General features: G+C 43.2%; 14 protein-coding genes. 6 read left to right on the plus strand and 8 right to left on the minus strand.

Annotation, left to right across the window (positions count from 1 at the left end; all coding sequences use genetic code 11):
* Nucleotides 1-83 precede the first annotated feature (83 nt).
* The 4 genes from Q0R88_RS01385 to Q0R88_RS01400 form a co-directional block, all read right to left on the minus strand.
* Nucleotides 84-2,633 (minus strand): cation-translocating P-type ATPase, encoded by a 2,550-nt coding sequence (locus Q0R88_RS01385; protein WP_295711445.1) that lies wholly within the window; start codon nucleotides 2,631-2,633, stop codon nucleotides 84-86.
* Between the two features lie 354 nt (nucleotides 2,634-2,987).
* Nucleotides 2,988-3,872, minus strand: a complete 885-nt coding sequence (locus tag Q0R88_RS01390; RefSeq protein WP_295711446.1) for a universal stress protein — start codon at nucleotides 3,870-3,872, stop codon at nucleotides 2,988-2,990.
* A gap of 228 nt (nucleotides 3,873-4,100) precedes the next feature.
* A complete protein-coding gene (locus Q0R88_RS01395; RefSeq protein WP_295711447.1) occupies nucleotides 4,101-4,349 on the minus strand; it encodes a hypothetical protein in 249 nt (82 codons plus the stop codon).
* Complete coding sequence (locus Q0R88_RS01400) at nucleotides 4,342-4,773, minus strand: Hsp20/alpha crystallin family protein (protein ID WP_295711448.1); 432 nt, start codon at nucleotides 4,771-4,773, stop codon at nucleotides 4,342-4,344. The genes Q0R88_RS01395 and Q0R88_RS01400 overlap by 8 nt, the downstream gene beginning before the upstream one ends.
* Nucleotides 4,774-4,917: 144 nt before the next feature.
* Here Q0R88_RS01400 and Q0R88_RS01405 point away from each other — a divergent pair, with 144 nt between their 5' ends.
* The 3 genes from Q0R88_RS01405 to Q0R88_RS01415 all read left to right on the plus strand — a co-directional run bounded on the left by Q0R88_RS01405 (nucleotide 4,918) and on the right by Q0R88_RS01415 (nucleotide 8,256).
* Complete coding sequence (locus Q0R88_RS01405) at nucleotides 4,918-6,399, plus strand: MBL fold metallo-hydrolase (protein ID WP_295711449.1); 1,482 nt, start codon at nucleotides 4,918-4,920, stop codon at nucleotides 6,397-6,399.
* A gap of 101 nt (nucleotides 6,400-6,500) precedes the next feature.
* Nucleotides 6,501-6,755, plus strand: a complete 255-nt coding sequence (locus Q0R88_RS01410) for a hypothetical protein (RefSeq protein ID WP_295711450.1) — start codon at nucleotides 6,501-6,503, stop codon at nucleotides 6,753-6,755.
* Nucleotides 6,756-7,194: 439 nt separating this feature from the next.
* Nucleotides 7,195-8,256 carry an AI-2E family transporter gene (locus Q0R88_RS01415; protein WP_295711451.1) on the plus strand — a complete coding sequence of 354 codons (1,062 nt, stop codon included), beginning with the start codon at nucleotides 7,195-7,197 and terminating at the stop codon, nucleotides 8,254-8,256.
* Here Q0R88_RS01415 and Q0R88_RS01420 read toward each other — a convergent pair.
* From Q0R88_RS01420 to Q0R88_RS01430, 3 genes are all read right to left on the minus strand, one after another.
* The gene (locus Q0R88_RS01420) at nucleotides 8,253-10,949 is read right to left on the minus strand and encodes a cation-transporting P-type ATPase (protein ID WP_295711453.1); all 2,697 of its coding nucleotides are present in this window, start codon (nucleotides 10,947-10,949) and stop codon (nucleotides 8,253-8,255) included. The two genes, Q0R88_RS01415 and Q0R88_RS01420, sit on opposite strands and share 4 nt — an antisense overlap.
* Nucleotides 10,950-10,966: 17 nt before the next feature.
* Entirely contained in the window at nucleotides 10,967-11,809 is an 843-nt protein-coding gene (locus Q0R88_RS01425) for a universal stress protein (protein ID WP_295711455.1), read from the minus strand.
* Between the two features lie 350 nt (nucleotides 11,810-12,159).
* On the minus strand, nucleotides 12,160-12,987 hold the full coding sequence (locus tag Q0R88_RS01430; RefSeq protein WP_295711456.1) for a DUF6544 family protein: 828 nt from the start codon (nucleotides 12,985-12,987) through the stop codon (nucleotides 12,160-12,162).
* A gap of 277 nt (nucleotides 12,988-13,264) precedes the next feature.
* On the opposite strand from Q0R88_RS01430, the gene Q0R88_RS01435 reads away from it, so the two are divergent.
* From Q0R88_RS01435 to Q0R88_RS01445, 3 genes are all read left to right on the plus strand, one after another.
* Nucleotides 13,265-13,480, plus strand: a complete 216-nt coding sequence (locus tag Q0R88_RS01435; protein WP_295711458.1) for a hypothetical protein — start codon at nucleotides 13,265-13,267, stop codon at nucleotides 13,478-13,480.
* On the plus strand, nucleotides 13,477-13,899 hold the full coding sequence (locus Q0R88_RS01440; protein WP_295711459.1) for a hypothetical protein: 423 nt from the start codon (nucleotides 13,477-13,479) through the stop codon (nucleotides 13,897-13,899). Before Q0R88_RS01435 ends, Q0R88_RS01440 begins: the two co-directional genes overlap by 4 nt.
* A gap of 227 nt (nucleotides 13,900-14,126) precedes the next feature.
* Nucleotides 14,127-14,987 carry a universal stress protein gene (locus Q0R88_RS01445; protein ID WP_295711461.1) on the plus strand — a complete coding sequence of 287 codons (861 nt, stop codon included), beginning with the start codon at nucleotides 14,127-14,129 and terminating at the stop codon, nucleotides 14,985-14,987.
* 138 nt (nucleotides 14,988-15,125) lie between these two features.
* On the opposite strand, the gene Q0R88_RS01450 is transcribed toward Q0R88_RS01445, so the two are convergent.
* Complete coding sequence (locus Q0R88_RS01450; protein ID WP_295711462.1) at nucleotides 15,126-16,163, minus strand: HAMP domain-containing sensor histidine kinase; 1,038 nt, start codon at nucleotides 16,161-16,163, stop codon at nucleotides 15,126-15,128.
* Nucleotides 16,164-16,463: the final 300 nt, after the last annotated feature.

Genomic DNA, 16,463 nt, shown 5'->3' on the forward strand with positions numbered 1-16,463 from the left:
AACGGAAATGAATAGCGATTGAGTTTTATTACGGTTTTTGTTATAATTTAAATTGTAGGTTGAAGGCCTGAAGCTGTGGTTAACTAAGCTGGCTTTAGCGCAAAAGCAGATCTTTTTCCCGGTTTTAATAATTCAATCCAGATCACCGATAGTATACCTGCTCCCGAGCTGATGGACAACTGAGCAAGACTTAAAGGTTCAAATCCAAAAAACGCTGACAAGGGATGGATATAAAACAATGATCCGGAAACAATTAAAGTAATACCGAGCACAACAGGCACCAGGCTATTGCGGTATTTAATGGTGGTTAATAGGGAATAATAAAAGGAACGGTTTACCAATGTTAGTATGATGTTGGCCGCAATTAATGTGCTGAATACCATAGTACGGGTAACAGGCTCATTAGCGTGCTGGTATACGGCAAACCAATAGATACTTAACGTTCCGGCGGTGATGACCAATCCCTGAATAACACTTGTTATAAGCTCCTTCCAGTCAAAAAAGGTTTGGGTAAACGCCCTGGGCTTTTGCAGCATGCTATTCTTTTCAATAGGTTCATTTTCATAAACGATAGAACAGGTGGGGCCCATGATTAATTCGAGAAAGATAATATGTATGGGCGAAAAAATATTGGGATAGATCCAGCCGAAGAACAGCGGGGTAAAAACGGTGAGGATGATAGGGATGTGAATAGAAATGATATACTGAATGGCTTTTTTAAGATTGGCGTATATCCTTCTGCCCATGGCAACCGCATCTGTCATTTTTGACAGGTCATCATCTGCAAGAACGAGGGAGGCAGCTTGTTTGGCAATCTCTGTTCCTTTTTTGCCCATTGCAATGCCAATATGTGCCGCTTTTAATGCAGGTCCGTCATTTACGCCATCGCCGGTCATGGCCACAATCTGGTTACTTGCTTTCAGGGCTTGAACCACCCTCAGCTTCGCCTCGGGGAACATTCGCGTAAATACATTGATTTGGAGAACGGTTTCCTGTAGTTCTTCATCGCTTTGTATCATTAACGCCGCGCCGTCTATGCATTTATCATATCCCTTGAAGCCGATTTGCCTGGCGATGGATGCAGTTGTCGCCGCGTTGTCGCCGGTAATGATCTTTACCCCTATACCTGCTTTATAGAATGTTTTCAGCACATCGGTAATATTTGCTTTTGGAGGATCGTAAAAAGCCACGATCCCTTTAAATGTGAATCGGAATTCCTGTTGGCTGGCAGGGAACGCATCATCTCCAAAAATGGCTTCTCCAACTCCCAACACCCGGTAACCATCATCAGCAAGTGTGGCTATTGCAGCCATGGTATGTCTTCGTTCGTCTTCGCTCAGTAAACATAAACGCATGATAGCCTCCGGAGCCCCCTTGGCGGCAATGATCCGGTGCCCCGAAGCATCAGCGAAAATATGGGTCATCATGGGAGGCTTGCCGCCCAGGGGGTATTCATGGATCATATGATAAAACGGCCTTTCATCAGCCGCAAATATTTGCGTATAAGTATGATGCAGGGCTATCTCCATTGGGTCAAACGGTACAGGCTCACTGGCCCACATAGCTATCCTGATGAGTTCCCGTTCATTTGGGTCAAACAGTGCTGCATCATTAGCAATGCGGTTTGATCTCAGCGCGAAGACACCGGCCAGGCTCATCCTGTTTTCGGTGATCGTTCCCGTTTTGTCTGTACAGATCACAGTAGCGCTGCCTAATGTCTCCACAGTTTTCATTTGTTTAACCACGATTCCCATCTTCATCAAACGCCAGGCGCCAATGGCCATAAAGGTGGTAAAGGCTACCGGTATTTCTTCCGGTAATATACTCATCGCCAGCGTAAGTCCTTTCAGCAGGCTATCTAAAATGAGGGCAGAACGGTAGTAATTGATGGCCCAGACAATCAGGAATACAACGACACCAGCAATCACCATCTTTTTGACAAAACTACCGATCTGCAATTCCAGTGGGGTTTGCTCTTCAGATATAGCTTCCAAACTTTGGCCAATTTTTCCCAGCTTTGTTTCATGGGCGATGGCTGTTACTGAAGCAATGGCCAATCCGCTGGCCACCGTGGTACCCCGGTAAATAAAATGGTCATTTTGTTCTGGATCTTTATAAACGGGCAGTGATTCCCCGGTGAGAATGGATTCGTTAACCGAGAAATCATTTGACTGTACAATTGTGGCATCAGCCATAATGGCTGCGCCTTCTTCAACAACCAGGCTGTCGCCAACAACCACTTCGTCGGCACTTATACTTACTGTTTTGCTGTTCCGGATAACACTGCAGCCAGCCTGTGTATAGTTCTTGAGCTGTTCCAGCGCATTGCGGCTCCGGGAGTCCTGATACAGGGAAATAGCCGAAACCAGTACAATTGCAGAGGCCAGAAAAAAACCATCGTCGGTATTGCCGCTGATAAAATAAATCCCTGAGGTTGCCAGGAGCAGCAGGACCATAGGCTCTTTGGACAGGCTTTTGACTGCATCAATGAAACGATTCCCTTTTTTAAAAACCAACCGGTTAAAACCAAATTGGTTTCGGGCTTCGATAACCTGCGCATCATTCAGTCCGCTTATGCCGGCTATTTTTGCAGTGGGATATCCGGGGCGAACGGTAATAGGAGTAGTTTCCATTATTTATTTTTTAGGCATCGGGGGAACCGTAATTAAAAGACTTTTGGATAGCTAAACCCGATTTTCTGTAAACGGCTTGAGTCCATTGTCAAAACTGCAGCTCCGCTAATCTGGCCCTTCCTTAATTTTTTAATGGCCTGTGAAAGACTGAATACGGTTGTCTGTGTATGAACAGGGATTATTTTTAATGTATCAAAAAAGGGCAGACCATTCTGGCGGGGCAGTTTAGCCACTGATTTGATCATCCGTTCCTGACTTGCTTTTTTGAATATCATGGACTGCATAAACCCGGGAGTTTCCATTTTAACGCAATTACAGTTTATCTGAAGGAACAACGTTTGCTTTGGGTATGTTTTAAATAACCGCGCAGCAGTCTGGCGGAAACACCAGTAGCGGAATGGTGATATGCTTAGCCAGTCTCTGCGTGTGGCTGCCGCTGATCAGTTTTGAAAGAAAATTATGCGGGCGGTGAACCATGGCCAGCATATCAATCTGGCTGTGTTCATAAAGCCAGTTCAGGCCACTATCTATATCGACACTCCTGACATGACGGTAATAGATTTTTGGATAATTGGCTTTATCGGATACTTCACTGAGAAAATTATCTATATCCTGTTTTTTCCTGGGGTTTTCACTTTTTTCATCAGTAACATGACTAACCAGGATCTCCGCGTTGAAATAACGCGCCATACTGGCCAGGGAATGAATTACCTCGATATCGCTCTTGCTTAAATCAGTGGCAAAGGCAATCTTTTGAATGGGCTTATATATAAAATCAGCCGGAATAAGGATAACCGGGAAATTGGCTTTTTCTATCAGCTCCCTGCTGTTGCTGCCCAGGAAAAATCGACTGAGCCCCCCTGCACCTGACATGCCCATCACCACCAGGGACATTTTTTGTTCTCCCACCACATTTCTGATCACTTCTGTTACTGAGCCAACCTCGCTGCTGTAACCAATAGCCGGTTGATAATCCGGCGGCAGGCCTTCTGCCTGGTCTTTCAGTTTTTGCTTTAGTTTTTCTACAGAAAGCTCCAATTGCTCTGTTGTAAAATTTTTCATAGAGGTATAATCTTCCAACGGCCATGCTACTTGCGGCGCCATCCGGGCCTCGGCTGGCACTGAAATCGCGCTGCATAACCTGATCCCTGTTTTCATGCCTTTGGCCAGGTGCAGGGCATAGCGCGGGGCATTGTTTGCGGGAGCAGAAAAATCTGTAGGGACTAATATGGTTTTCATATTGGGTGGTTTTAAAGTGTTGTGCTACAAAGGTTGATTTTTTGCTTCTCCCCTTAAATGATCCTGGTCACTTGCGTACATGATAACAGGCATAAAAATATTATACCATACAAATCATCATGGGTTGCGATTAAAGCGAGCGGTCTATATCTTTTTTATTAAGAAAGCACCAGAAGGGGAAGCTTCGTTATTATTTAGGGTAGTTTGAATAGGTGATCAAGCTGCTTATCAGCAAAATTGTTTCCAATTGATAAAGATGCTTTCCTGCCTGTTTGAATTTGGCGGGATATGACGCTGCAATGCCCGGATGAAGAGATCACCCATTAAACGCAGCAGGAAAGCTGTTTCAATTTTATGGAACCCTTGGTCGGCCACCACATGATTGCTATCATGATATTGTTTAGTGAGGTCCGGCGTTACGGTGTTACTGAGATTGAAACTGTTTGGCTGATTGTCCTGAAATTGGGGATCAGTCAATTTTTACTTCTTTTTTGGCCGTCAGGGCTTTGTCTGATTTTTTAAGATCAATGACCAGTAAGCCATCTTTGTACGATGCTTTGATCTTTTCTTCCAAAACGTTTTCCGGCAGCTTGAAGCTACGGGTGAAGGCGCTTTTTGAAAACTCCTTACGGGTGTAATTTTCTTTTTCTTCCTTTTGTTCGCTGCTGGTTTCCGCGCTGATCGTTATCAAACCATTTCCGGTAGAGACCTTAAAATCGTCCTTTTTAAAGCCGGGTGCCGCTACTTCCAGTTCAAAATTATCTTTTGTTTCCCGGACGTTAACTGCAGGTAATTGCTCGCCTGAAAACAAAGGTTTGTCAAAAAACCTGTCGGTGTTCCAAAAATCTTCCATCATTGACCTTAATGATGGAAAGCTGTTAGTTTTTATTAAAGTTGGCATAATGATTTATTTAATGGTTACAGTTCAAATTTCCTATTATCTGTGGCCAATCACGATGACCCAGATCAGTTTCCATTGTGACGTTCATCAATAATTTGGCTTCATCTACGCGCTAATTTTACCGGATATTAAAAGCCATTAGTCATGAACAACGCAAATGATGCTTCTATTGATGATGCTGTTTATTTACAGTCTTTTGGGGCAGCAGAAACTGTTACAGGTTCAAAACACCTGCTGCAAACACCGGAGTTGAACATCCTGGTAGATTGTGGCTTATTTCAGGGTATCAAGTCTCTCCGGGAACGAAACTGGGAAAGACCGCCGGCTGAACTTTCGGCCGTCGATGTGATGATCCTTACCCATGCACATCTTGATCATTGCGGGTATATTCCTTTATTTGTTAAAAACGGATACGGGGGCAAAATTTACATGAGCCCACCCACCCGAGACCTGGCAGAACTCATTTTGAGGGACAGCGCAAAATTACAGGAAGAGGATGCTGATAAAGCCAATAGGCACGGTTACAGCAAACACCGGCCGGCCGAACCATTATATACAACGGAGGATGTGGAAACAGCGTTACAGCAGTTTGTGACGTTGGAGCCCGACCGTATCTTCCGTTTGAATGAGCAGATCTGGTTTAAGTTTTTCCCCGCCGGTCATATTGTTGGGGCCTGTTCTCTGGAGATTACTTGTTATGGAAAAATTATCGTATTTTCTGGTGATATCGGGCGTTATCATTCAGAATTGCTTCCCCCGCCGGTTCATCCGGTTAAGGCCGATTTTGTGGTGATGGAATCCACATATGGGGATCGGCTGCATGACGCCGCTGATCCGGCGGAAGCATTTGGCCTGGCCATCAAGGATACGATTTTTCGGCGCGGTAACCTGCTAATTCCCTGTTTTGCTGTGGGCCGGGCACAGGATGTGATACATGTTTTATACCGGCTTAAAAATTCCGGGGGAATACCTCAAAGCATCCCGGTTTTCCTGGATAGCCCTATGGCGGCTTCGGCCGGCCGTTCCTTGTTGAAATACCCGGGCTGGCTAACAATCCCCGAAGCAGAAACTACCCGCATGTTCAGCGGGGTGACTATTAACCCGGATTATCACCATACAGAAAAAATCATTCGTCAAAAAGGAAGTAAGGTGGTGCTCGCTGCAAGTGGGATGCTCACCGGTGGCAGGGTGTTGGAATATCTTAAACATTACCTCGGGGATGCAAGGAACACCGTACTGATGATTGGATACCAGGCTGAAGGCACCCGGGGAAGAGCCCTGCTTAACCAGGTTCCGGAAATTAAGATACATGGGCAATATTACCCGGTGAGAGCGCGGACTTTGGAGATCGGCGGCTTATCAGCACATGCGGACCAGCGCGAATTGCTAACGTGGATAAAAGGATTTGAACCGGCGCCCGCGGAGGTCTTTCTTGTACATGGTGAGCCCTGCGCGCAGGAGGCACTCCGGGTGAAGCTAAAAGATGAACTTCGTGTTCCCGTTACGATCATGAAGGAAGGCCGGCCAAAGTTACTGTTCCCGATAAAGCGTAGTGAGTTAAAAGCGCAGCCCTTTACCGGAATGGAAAATGAAGATCCGGTTAAACCGGCTGGTTTGCCCGTCTGAAAAATACAGAAGATCAGGCTATTTTGTGCCTGATATCATTTTTTGAGAAATCGGTGGCATCTAAATTTGGTACTACATTTTGTTTTAAATAGGGAGGAGATATGCCAAGTCTGAAATTTAATTTTTTACACCCTGTTAAAGGCCGGGCTTGTTTGAGTCGCCTTTGTGGTGATACGTATACAGCTCAACAAATTCTGGTTGACAGCGAAGGAAAGAAAGACTTTGAAGTTGCTCTGGGCCCATGTGATGATGGTAGATACCGGTTCATTCTTAACTGGGAATATGAAAACAGGCAATTTACCCACCTCACCGAATTCGTGATTCGTGCACAGGAACTGCTGCTGTACCAGGACTGATAAAACTACTTCAGATCGGGATATTAGATTGTTAACCAGTAAGCCGTCCGTCATGTTAGGAGAATTAAACGAAAACCAGAAAGAGGATTTATTAAAAAGCCAGGTGCTTAACCGGTTTGGCTGGTTAACCGGGAATGTGTTATAATCTGGGGCGTTTTTGAAGAATTAACAGGTCTGGAGCTGCCACTCATCCATCACATGGTATAACGGCCGGGAAAGCAACATCGGAAATAACATCGGGATCATTCTTTATAAAATCCATATTATCAAGAAAACAGGACGGTTTGAACAAACATCCAACGGAAAAAAATACCAATATTTATCCGGTCAGCTTACCCGGCTGACTATTAATTATTTAGTAAAATAAAAAAGGCTTATATTGAATAATGAAAAAGCAAATTGCAATAGTTTAACCTAACTGTATCCTATGATAAATAAAATGCCGACGACCGTAAAACTTGCTATAGAATTAATAGGCCTGTTTGTTTTAGGAACTATCGTGGTGGCTGGAAATACAATCATAATGCCCATATTAATGGCATTTTTCTTCAGCCTGATGCTCTTGCCTATATTTCGTTTTTTCAGAAAACTAAAACTGCCCGAAGTCATTGCTGTTTTTTTGCCGATACTGTTATTAACTATTGTAATAGCGTTAATCATTTGGTTGTTTTCCAGCCAGGTGGGGGCCCTGTTAAATGATTTTCCGCAAATAGAAAAGACCGTAGCTAAACATTTGGATAATTTAAGTATTTGGATAAGTAACTCATTTGGATACTCTCCGGCAGAACAGCTGAAATTTATTAACGTACAAAGCCAAAAACTTTTTAATTCCCTGGGCGGTGTTTTGAAAGGTGCGGTAGGGTCTTTATCAGGCATAGTCATATTTATTGGACTGTTGCCGATCTACATATACCTGATCATGCTGTACAGGAATCTTTTTTTAAAGTTTGTGCTGATGTGTTTTAAACAAGATGAGCATCAAAATGTAGAAGAAGGTATCCGTCAGACAGAGCAAATGGTAAAAAGCTACCTGGTTGGCTTATTGATACAAATCGCCTATATCATTATACTTTTAGGGGGAATATTGTGGCTTTTTGGTATCCAAAATGCGTTACTGATAGGGATCATCTTTGCTTTTTTAAACCTTATTCCTTACCTGGGGGCCTTAATTGGTAATATTTTAGGTGTATTGTTAACCCTTGCTTCATCTGATAGTATTGCAGATGTACTGATCGTATTAGGCGCTATTACGTTTGTGCAATTGCTGGATAATAATATTTTAATGCCACGGATTGTAGGCTCACAGGTAAAAATTAACCCGCTTGTTTCCATTCTTGGGATCATTATAGCTGGCAGCATGGCTGGTATATCGGGTATGTTCCTGGCGATGCCTGTTCTTTCTATTTTAAAAATAGCGTTTGACCGCTCTGAAAATTTTAAGCAATGGGGGGTACTCCTGGGCGATGAGCTGCCCTGTAAAAAGCCTGATGGAAGTTTTTAATGACATAGTTGGTTAGTTTTCCTGGGTATTACTTTGAAAGCCTGGATAACGACCAATGGTAACATCCCCGCTGCTATTGCGGTAACCCATAATTTAAGCGAAAGTACCGATAGCCCTAACACTAAACGGATACCGGGGATTGCAAAAACCATTAGTGTAAGGCCGCTACAGATGAAAACGGCCACCCATACAAATTTGTTCCTGGTAATTTCATTATTAAAAAAGGCAGAACCCTTCGAAGACATGTTGAACACATGAAATAATTGTGCAAACGTGAGCGTAATAAACGCTACATTATTGCATACACTGTTGTTGCTATGAATCACCTCTTTACAGTAAACTACTGCAATAATTACTGCCGAGGTCATGGTTACTGAGTATAAGGCAATAACCATCCAGCCTTTATTGGTAATGATTTCCTTTGCAGGGTCTCTGGGTGGTTTCTGCATCACTGTTTTATCGCCTGTACCTAAGCCCAGTGCCAGCGCGGGGAATATGTCTGTAACCATATTTAAGAAAAGGATCTGCAGGGGCAGTAAAGTGGCCGCAGGGGTAATAATACCTAAGATGGTTACAATAAAAATCTCACTCAGATTACAAGACATTAGGTAGACGACGAACTTTTGAATGTTTTGAAATATTTCCCGGCCATGGGCTACCGCCTCAGCAATTGAAGTAAACGAATCATCTTTCAAAACAATACTGGCTGTTTCTTTAGCTACCTGGGTTCCTCTGATTCCCATAGCAATACCAACATCTGCTTTTTTTAATGCCGGTGCATCATTAACACCATCGCCTGTCATGGCTACTATTGACCCGGCCTTTTGAAAAACGTCGGCAATTTCCAGTTTTTGTTTGGGTGAGGCACGTGCAAAAACTGCAGTAGCCAAAATACGCTCCTTCCATTCTTTTGTTAATGAGTCACTCGTCGGAAGCTCCCTTCCGGTGATTACATTTTTGTTGTCTTCATCAATTAAACCTACTTCCCTGGCTATATTTAGGGCTGTTTGCGGATGGTCACCGGTAATCATCACCACTTTAATGCCTGCATTTCTACAAGTAAATATGGCCCCCTTAATATGTGTTCTGGGTGGATCAAGAAAACCAGCCATGCCAATATAAACCATATCATTCAAATAATTGTGGTCATCGAGTGTGTTGTCCGACCGGTAGGCAAATGCCAATACCCGCAGCCCGGTCGTTGCCATTTTCTCCGATTTTGAAAGTATGGCAATCCGGGATTCATCATCCAATGTTTTTATAAGCGTGCCCGATTGAACTTTACTGCATTTCTCCAGCAATCTTTCAACAGTTCCTTTAGCGGCAGCAAAATATCCTGATGATGTTTGGTGCAAAGTACCCATCATCATGATTTCTGAACTAAATGGAATTTCTCCGATACGTACGTATTGTTTGATTAATGCATCGGTATCCAAACCCCCGGCAACTGCTATTTGTAATAACGCAACTTCCACCGGATCTCCGGAGAACTTCTTTTCCCCGCCGCTCATTTCGTCTGTTGTAATGATGGCATTATTACATAGAATACCAGTTAAGAGCAATTTTTCAAAGTTTTCGGCGCTCACGTTAATCACATCGTCCGGGAAATTTAAACTATTATTTTCTATGTTTACTTTGATACTTTCCTCCGGAAACGCCAATGTATCGGCATAGATCTTATTTTCAGTTAAGGTTCCGGTCTTGTCAGTTAGTATCACCCCAGTACTCCCCAGCGTTTCTACCGCGGATAATTTTTTTACGATTGCATTCCGCCTGGCCATCAGCAACATCCCAAAGGATAAAGCAACCGTTGACACAATAGGTAAACCCTCAGGTATGGCAGCCACCGCCAGCGCAATGGATGTTTCAATGATGATCAATATTTGCTTACCCTGGATAAACCCTGTTGCCGCAAAAATAGCGGTCATAGCCAGTGTTATCCAGATCAGTTTCCGACTTAATCTATTCAGTTTTTTATCCAGTGGCGTGGCTGTATCGGTCGAATTTTCCACTAAAGCGGTAATCGTGCCTAATTGCGTATGTGCTGCAATACCAGTGATCACCATTTTCCCGTTCCCGCTGAGCACGGACGTGCCTTTAAAAGCCATGTTTTTTTGATCGCCAACCACCGTATCCTCGGTTAATGCTACTGTGTTTTTTTCAGATGGAAGGGATTCGCCGGTAAGCGATGATTCATCACATTGCAAGCGGTGCACCTCTACTAAACGGCCATCTGCCGGGATTATATCCCCGGCCTCCAGCGGAACCAGATCGCCGGGAACCAGCTGTTCCGACGGGACTGATTTTGTTTTACCATCGCGGATCACCTTTGCCAGTATGATGTCCATTTTTTTGAGTGTCTTCATAGAACTGCGTGCTTGCACTTCCATAAAAAAGCCAATCAGGGCATTGATAACAATAACAACCAAAATGGCTATTGTCTCCAACAGATCCTTAAAGTAAAGTGAAACGGTCGCCCCCAATACCAGGAGGTAAACGATTGGGCTCCTGAATTGCAACAGCAGGATAAACCAGAGGCTTTTCTGCTTTTGAGTTTTATAGATATTAAGCCCGTAGGATTTACTGCGTTTTGCAGCCTCATTTTGAGGAATACCTTTATTCACATTTGTTTGAACGAGTGTTGCAACTTCCTCCAGGGATAATGAAAAAGGGTGATCTAAGGGATATTTCATTATCATTTGGTAAGCTGTTATTTGTTTTCCATTTTATTGAAGGTGAGTAAAGGGATTTTTCCATGAAAGGAGTAATTCTCTGCATTGGAAGGGAAAAATAATTTTTCAAACATGGACCTTGACTGATGGGTAAACAAAACCAAAAGAGATGGTTTACTGATTTTAATGGCATCGTCAATATCTTCCAGCAAAGCATTGGTGATATCTCTTTCTCTTTTTAGGATACTCACAGTATAATTCGCTTTTTTCTTTAACATAGCCTCCATAAACTCTTTATCAAATGCAAACTCATAAGGATAGGAAATATGCATCATTTCAACACTCGCCTTTATAGGCCGTGCAAAGGCAATTACTTTATCGAGTTCACGTTCGTAATCGGTCATGTCCGATGCATACAGAATATGCTTTAATTCTTTGAGATGATAATTACTTGGAATGCATAGTACAGGGATTGCAGAATTGGAGATGAGCTTAGCGGTATGGGTTCCGAATATTTTTGTGAGGGCGCCCGCACCACGGGTACTGATACATATATAGGAGCAATGATGTTTGTTTGCATAATCCATGATCCCATCCGCCACATCAATGTTAGATACCAGTACCAATTGATAGTTGCTTTCAGGTTCCTCAATAGCCTTGTAGATTTCTGCAATAAATGAAGATAGCTCTTCAACCGTTTTTTTTCTGAAGTTACCGGCATACTCTTCAAAGGCTTGTTCACTCCATTTGAAAGGTTTTAACAGATGGTATACATGAAGAATAATTAATTCGGCTTTGCGTTGCTTCGCCAGCTTAATGGCAAAACGAATCGCGGCCCTTGAATTGATGGACTGGTCGGTAGTGACGAGTATCTTTTCCATAATTTTATTTATTGGTGATTTAAAGGTCAATTGGCTAAAAAACCTGCATTGCTTTTATATTTATTATTGATGAGCAATAAATAAATGTATATCAATAGCTTTCATTAGTCTTTCAGCCATAATAATTACTGCATTTTTGGCAATGGCTTACTTATAATTACAAATATTTCTTAAAAAATTGAGTTATATAATGATGGCTGGCATTTAAATAAATGATGCAAATCACGAATTCATTTATCAACCTTTTAATAAGATAAAGCACATTCCGGCAGTTTCGATGATGTCAAATCAGGATATACTTAGGTGCTAAAATAAATGCGATAAAAGGAGTTTTTTCTAAACAGAAATGTTTAGCTGCTTCCGTCTATTGTGTTTGATACCGCTCTATCAAATATATTGTTCTCCAGTCTGTCAATTTTACCTTTGAAATAACAGTAGTCTTCATGCGGCATTTTCCACACTGCCCTGAATTCGGAAGGGAACCTGATCCCGTTTCTTTCCATGTAACCTCCGGCATAGGCGATCCATTTATACTTTTTAAAAGTTCCGTGATCCGTATAATAACGATCTGAAGTTTCAAAGCGAAGAAACTCATTGTGTTTATTGAAGTAGAAAATACCGCTTGCAGAAACACCTCGATCATGAATGATCCCTTCCAGGGTATAATGATCCAATTCTCTCCAGCTGATGTAGGGTTGTAGCGCATAGGCTGGGATCAGCATGGTTTCTGCCAAAATCGTTACCAGTTCCGCCACATCCATTTCTTTTCCCTTGGTATCAGATAGTGTGAAAATATTCATCAGCTTGATCAGCATGCTTCCCTTTCCATTTTGATATTTATCCCGCGCACCAAACGGCACTACACCCATCAATTTGGATCGCATATACACGATTCTCGCAGGTACCGGAAGAAAGTTCACCTGTTTGCATACCAGGGGAGCCCAGTTTTGTTGATTGGCTGTTTTTAAAAACGCCTCTTTCCAACTGACGCTACAACAGATCAAATTTTCTTTACCGGTGTAGCCAGAGGCAGACAAGCACTGTTGCAGGACTTCTGGCAAATCCGTTATATCCCGTAGAGGTCGGCTTACCCCGGAGAGATAATACTGATCGGTTTCTGCCTTAACTTCTGTAGCGAAGATCTTTTTCAGTGAGGTGAAAGCGTTAAAGCCAAACATAGGATGATATGATAATATAGGGTGTCAAAATAGTTCTGGTGCTTATTTAACCATGATCGTGCTAAATAGAGTCCGGTCAAGATCAATGCTGTTCAAAATTGCAGAGATATTGCTCCCTAAAAAATGCCGAAACTCATTTTAGTTCATAAAATATCGTCTGTCGCCGGTTAATATGACTGTTTTTTCCGACATAAGGTCACCATAAAACATGACCGTCATCAGTTTTATACTGCAAATAATTAGGCAGCTTTATATAACAAATTGATTGTGTAAAGTCATGAAAACAATAGTAATAACCAATGATTTTTCCGACGGTTGGAAACAGGTTGCCCGTTATGGATTTGAACTGGCCAAACAATTAAAAGCCAACGTGGCCCTTTGTAATGCCATGATCATTCCGGCACAAATTCCACAAACTGGTTTGGCAGGCTGGCCTCCTCATGTTTTTGAGGAGTTGATGGACGACGAAAATTTATCAATTATAAAGCTATGAACACGAAACAATCCGACACTCAATTAGAGTACGAACTACAGGAACTGTATATTTTAAGCCAGCACTGGTTGCAGGACATTTCTTTTATGGAAGATGAAGTGCGTTTTTTTAAGAATATTCTGCTTAAATACCAGGAAGCGTGCCCTCTAAAAGAAATGCCAGCCACGGCAGCAGACTTTATAACAAAAATACGGGGACAGGAACAGCATATAGATTCCCTTAAAATAAAAATTCCGGAATTTCTCCATTTTCTTAAACCGTTCATTGACGATTCGAAAAAGGAAATGGGAATTGATTTTCTGGAAAGATACAATAAGCTAAGAACAGAATTAAGGGCTTTGTTTGCAGCGGTGAAGGTAACCAAGACAGACCTATTCAATTACACGGAAGCGATTATGACAAAGGAAAAAGCGGTATAAAAGCGATGATACCTATTTAACCAACTCACCCATAATCTCGATGATGAGGTTAATCCTTTCCATCTAGGAGGGTTACAAAAATTTAAATTCGTCGTTCGGATTGCTATGTTGATGGTCACAAATCTCGGAGGAATAACAGGCCTTGATCAGTATATTAAAAGATGGTGGTCATTCTTTGAGAGCAATAAAATGGAAAGATTTGAAAGTAAAGTCTTAATTAAAATACCATGAAAAGAATACTTCTGCTTACTGACTTTTCCGAAAACGCTGCGCATGCGGCACGGTCGGTGGTGATGTTGGGAGAAAAGCTGCATGCCGATCTCCTATTGCTGCACAATATAGCCGGCATCCCGGTAACACCCTATCATATAGGCGGTGGCTTTGTGGCCGAAGAAACGAGTTGGCAGATGGATGAAAGCCGCGGGCATCTTCTCGAGCTTACCGAGCAACTTGAAATAATGATTGGTAAGCTGGGTTCAATGAGTTACAACCCGGTTGTACACCGCCAGATAGCCGAAGGCAGCCTCGGCGAGAACATCCTCACTGTAGTTAAACAGCAGCAGATTGAAATGATCGTGATGGGCGGCAGGTCCGGAAGCGCTTTTGATCATCTATGGTTCGGGAACGACACCCGGTCGGTGATAGAACAAGCGGGCTGCCCTGTAATGGTCATACCGCAGGAGCACGACCTCGGCACAATAAAAAAAGTGGTTTTCGCCACAGACTTTAACGCCGGGGATATGAAAGCCGTTAAATACCTGGTCAAATTGGGGGAACTATTTGATTTTCAACTGGAAATTGTTCATGTCAGTCAGTTCGGTAAACAGGAAGGAGCGGATGATCAAAAGAAACTGTCGTTCGTGAGCCAGGTTTACAAATTAAATTATCCGAAGATTATATACAAAGATATCAGAGGTAAGGATTTCCTCGCGAGGGTTGATCGTCTTTGCGGGGAAACGGGAGCAGACCTGCTCGCGCTTGTACATTATCCACATTCTTTTTTTTCACGTCTGTTGCAGGGCAGCCATACAATGAAAGCCCTCAGCCGTCCGCATATACCTGTACTGGTGTTTCCCGGCAAGAATTGAAAATCAATGATCATGGAACTGCTGCAGATTAATTTTAGTCCTCCACTGACCATGCCTTTTTATTCGTTTTTTTTGGGCTACGGGTCCCTGTCAGCCTTTTACGCTACCGGTTCCTCCCGCATTCCTAAGACTGAAAGCTCAGCGGCTCACCGGAAAGGTCATTTCAAAACAGGTTTCGTCCTGCGGCCTGCTGTAAAAATGTAGAGTGCCACCCATCAACTGTACATATCGTTTAACAATGTGCAGCCCCAGTCCCGTGCCGGGGATGTTTCCCGAATCATCAACCCTGTGAAAGATCGTGAACAATTGATGCTGGTCTTTTTCTGCTATACCGGTGCCATTATCCTTCACGCTGATAGTGATCCATTCCTCCGTAATTTGCAGCAGCAGCCAGATATGCGCCTGTTCACCTGCGTATTTGACGGCATTGAACAATAAGTTGGTCAGCGCCTTTCTGATCAGTTCCTGATCGAGTCCGACCATGCCGACGTTACCCGTTTGTTCATAGCTGAACTGCTGACCAGGCTTGCCCATGAAACAAACTTCCTCCATTGTCTCCCGGCACAACGTATCCAGGTCGAAGCTGACGGCGCTGGCCATTACCCGCCCGGCATCCAGTTTTTCGAGCGAGAGAAAGTCATCCAGGATAACCTCGAGTCGGTGAACCACCGTTTTAATCTTCAGGCTATGTTTGACGATATTTTCGGTTTCCTGTTTTTGGGCGTATTTTTCGATCAGCGCGGCTGAGAGCATTACCGAGCTCAATGGCGTGCGGAACTCGTGCGACGCAAGCGTGATAAAATTGCTTTTCAGTTTATTCAGTTGATGTTCGTGCTGGTAGGCCCGGGAACGGCTCTTCAGCTCATTCAGGACGATATAGACCAAAAAAGCCACAATCATCAGCACCATGGCGGTTCCGGCGGTCACAAATAGTTTGATCTGTCTCAATGCACCGGATTGCAGGCCGGTGCGGGCGGTCGTAGCCTGCAGTTGGCTGAGGTGCATATACGAAATCAATCCCAACACCACAACCAGGACGACAGAAACCCCGCAGCCGGTATAAAACAGCAGGCGGAAACGGTACATAATATTATCCCCGCGGTCTGGGATTCTGTCATTGCTATGCTCAACATATTTCCTCCAGCCGAGGATCGCTGCTAATTGGTTATTGTTCATCTGTTTTTTTTAGACAATTTATCCTGTTCTGCCCGGTAACGCAATGATGACTAACAGAAGAAGGAATGAGTTTAGTCATGTTATGCACAATAGTTGCGCGATTTTTCTGACGATGATCACCCCTTGATGTGTCTCCGGTCATATTTTTCGGAGACTGGCCTGCCTAATTTTAGGGGTCAGTAATAAACGGTAACACTACTATATGATACTACTCTTTGGTGCCGCCAGTACGTGCTGTGTACTGGCAGTCAGGTTATTAAATTGCACAACAGAATGTTAAAAAGCTATAGTTAACGAGAC

Origin of the sequence: Mucilaginibacter sp. (assembly GCF_025362475.1) — a bacterium.
In the GTDB taxonomy this organism is placed as follows: Bacteria; Bacteroidota; Bacteroidia; order Sphingobacteriales; family Sphingobacteriaceae; genus Mucilaginibacter.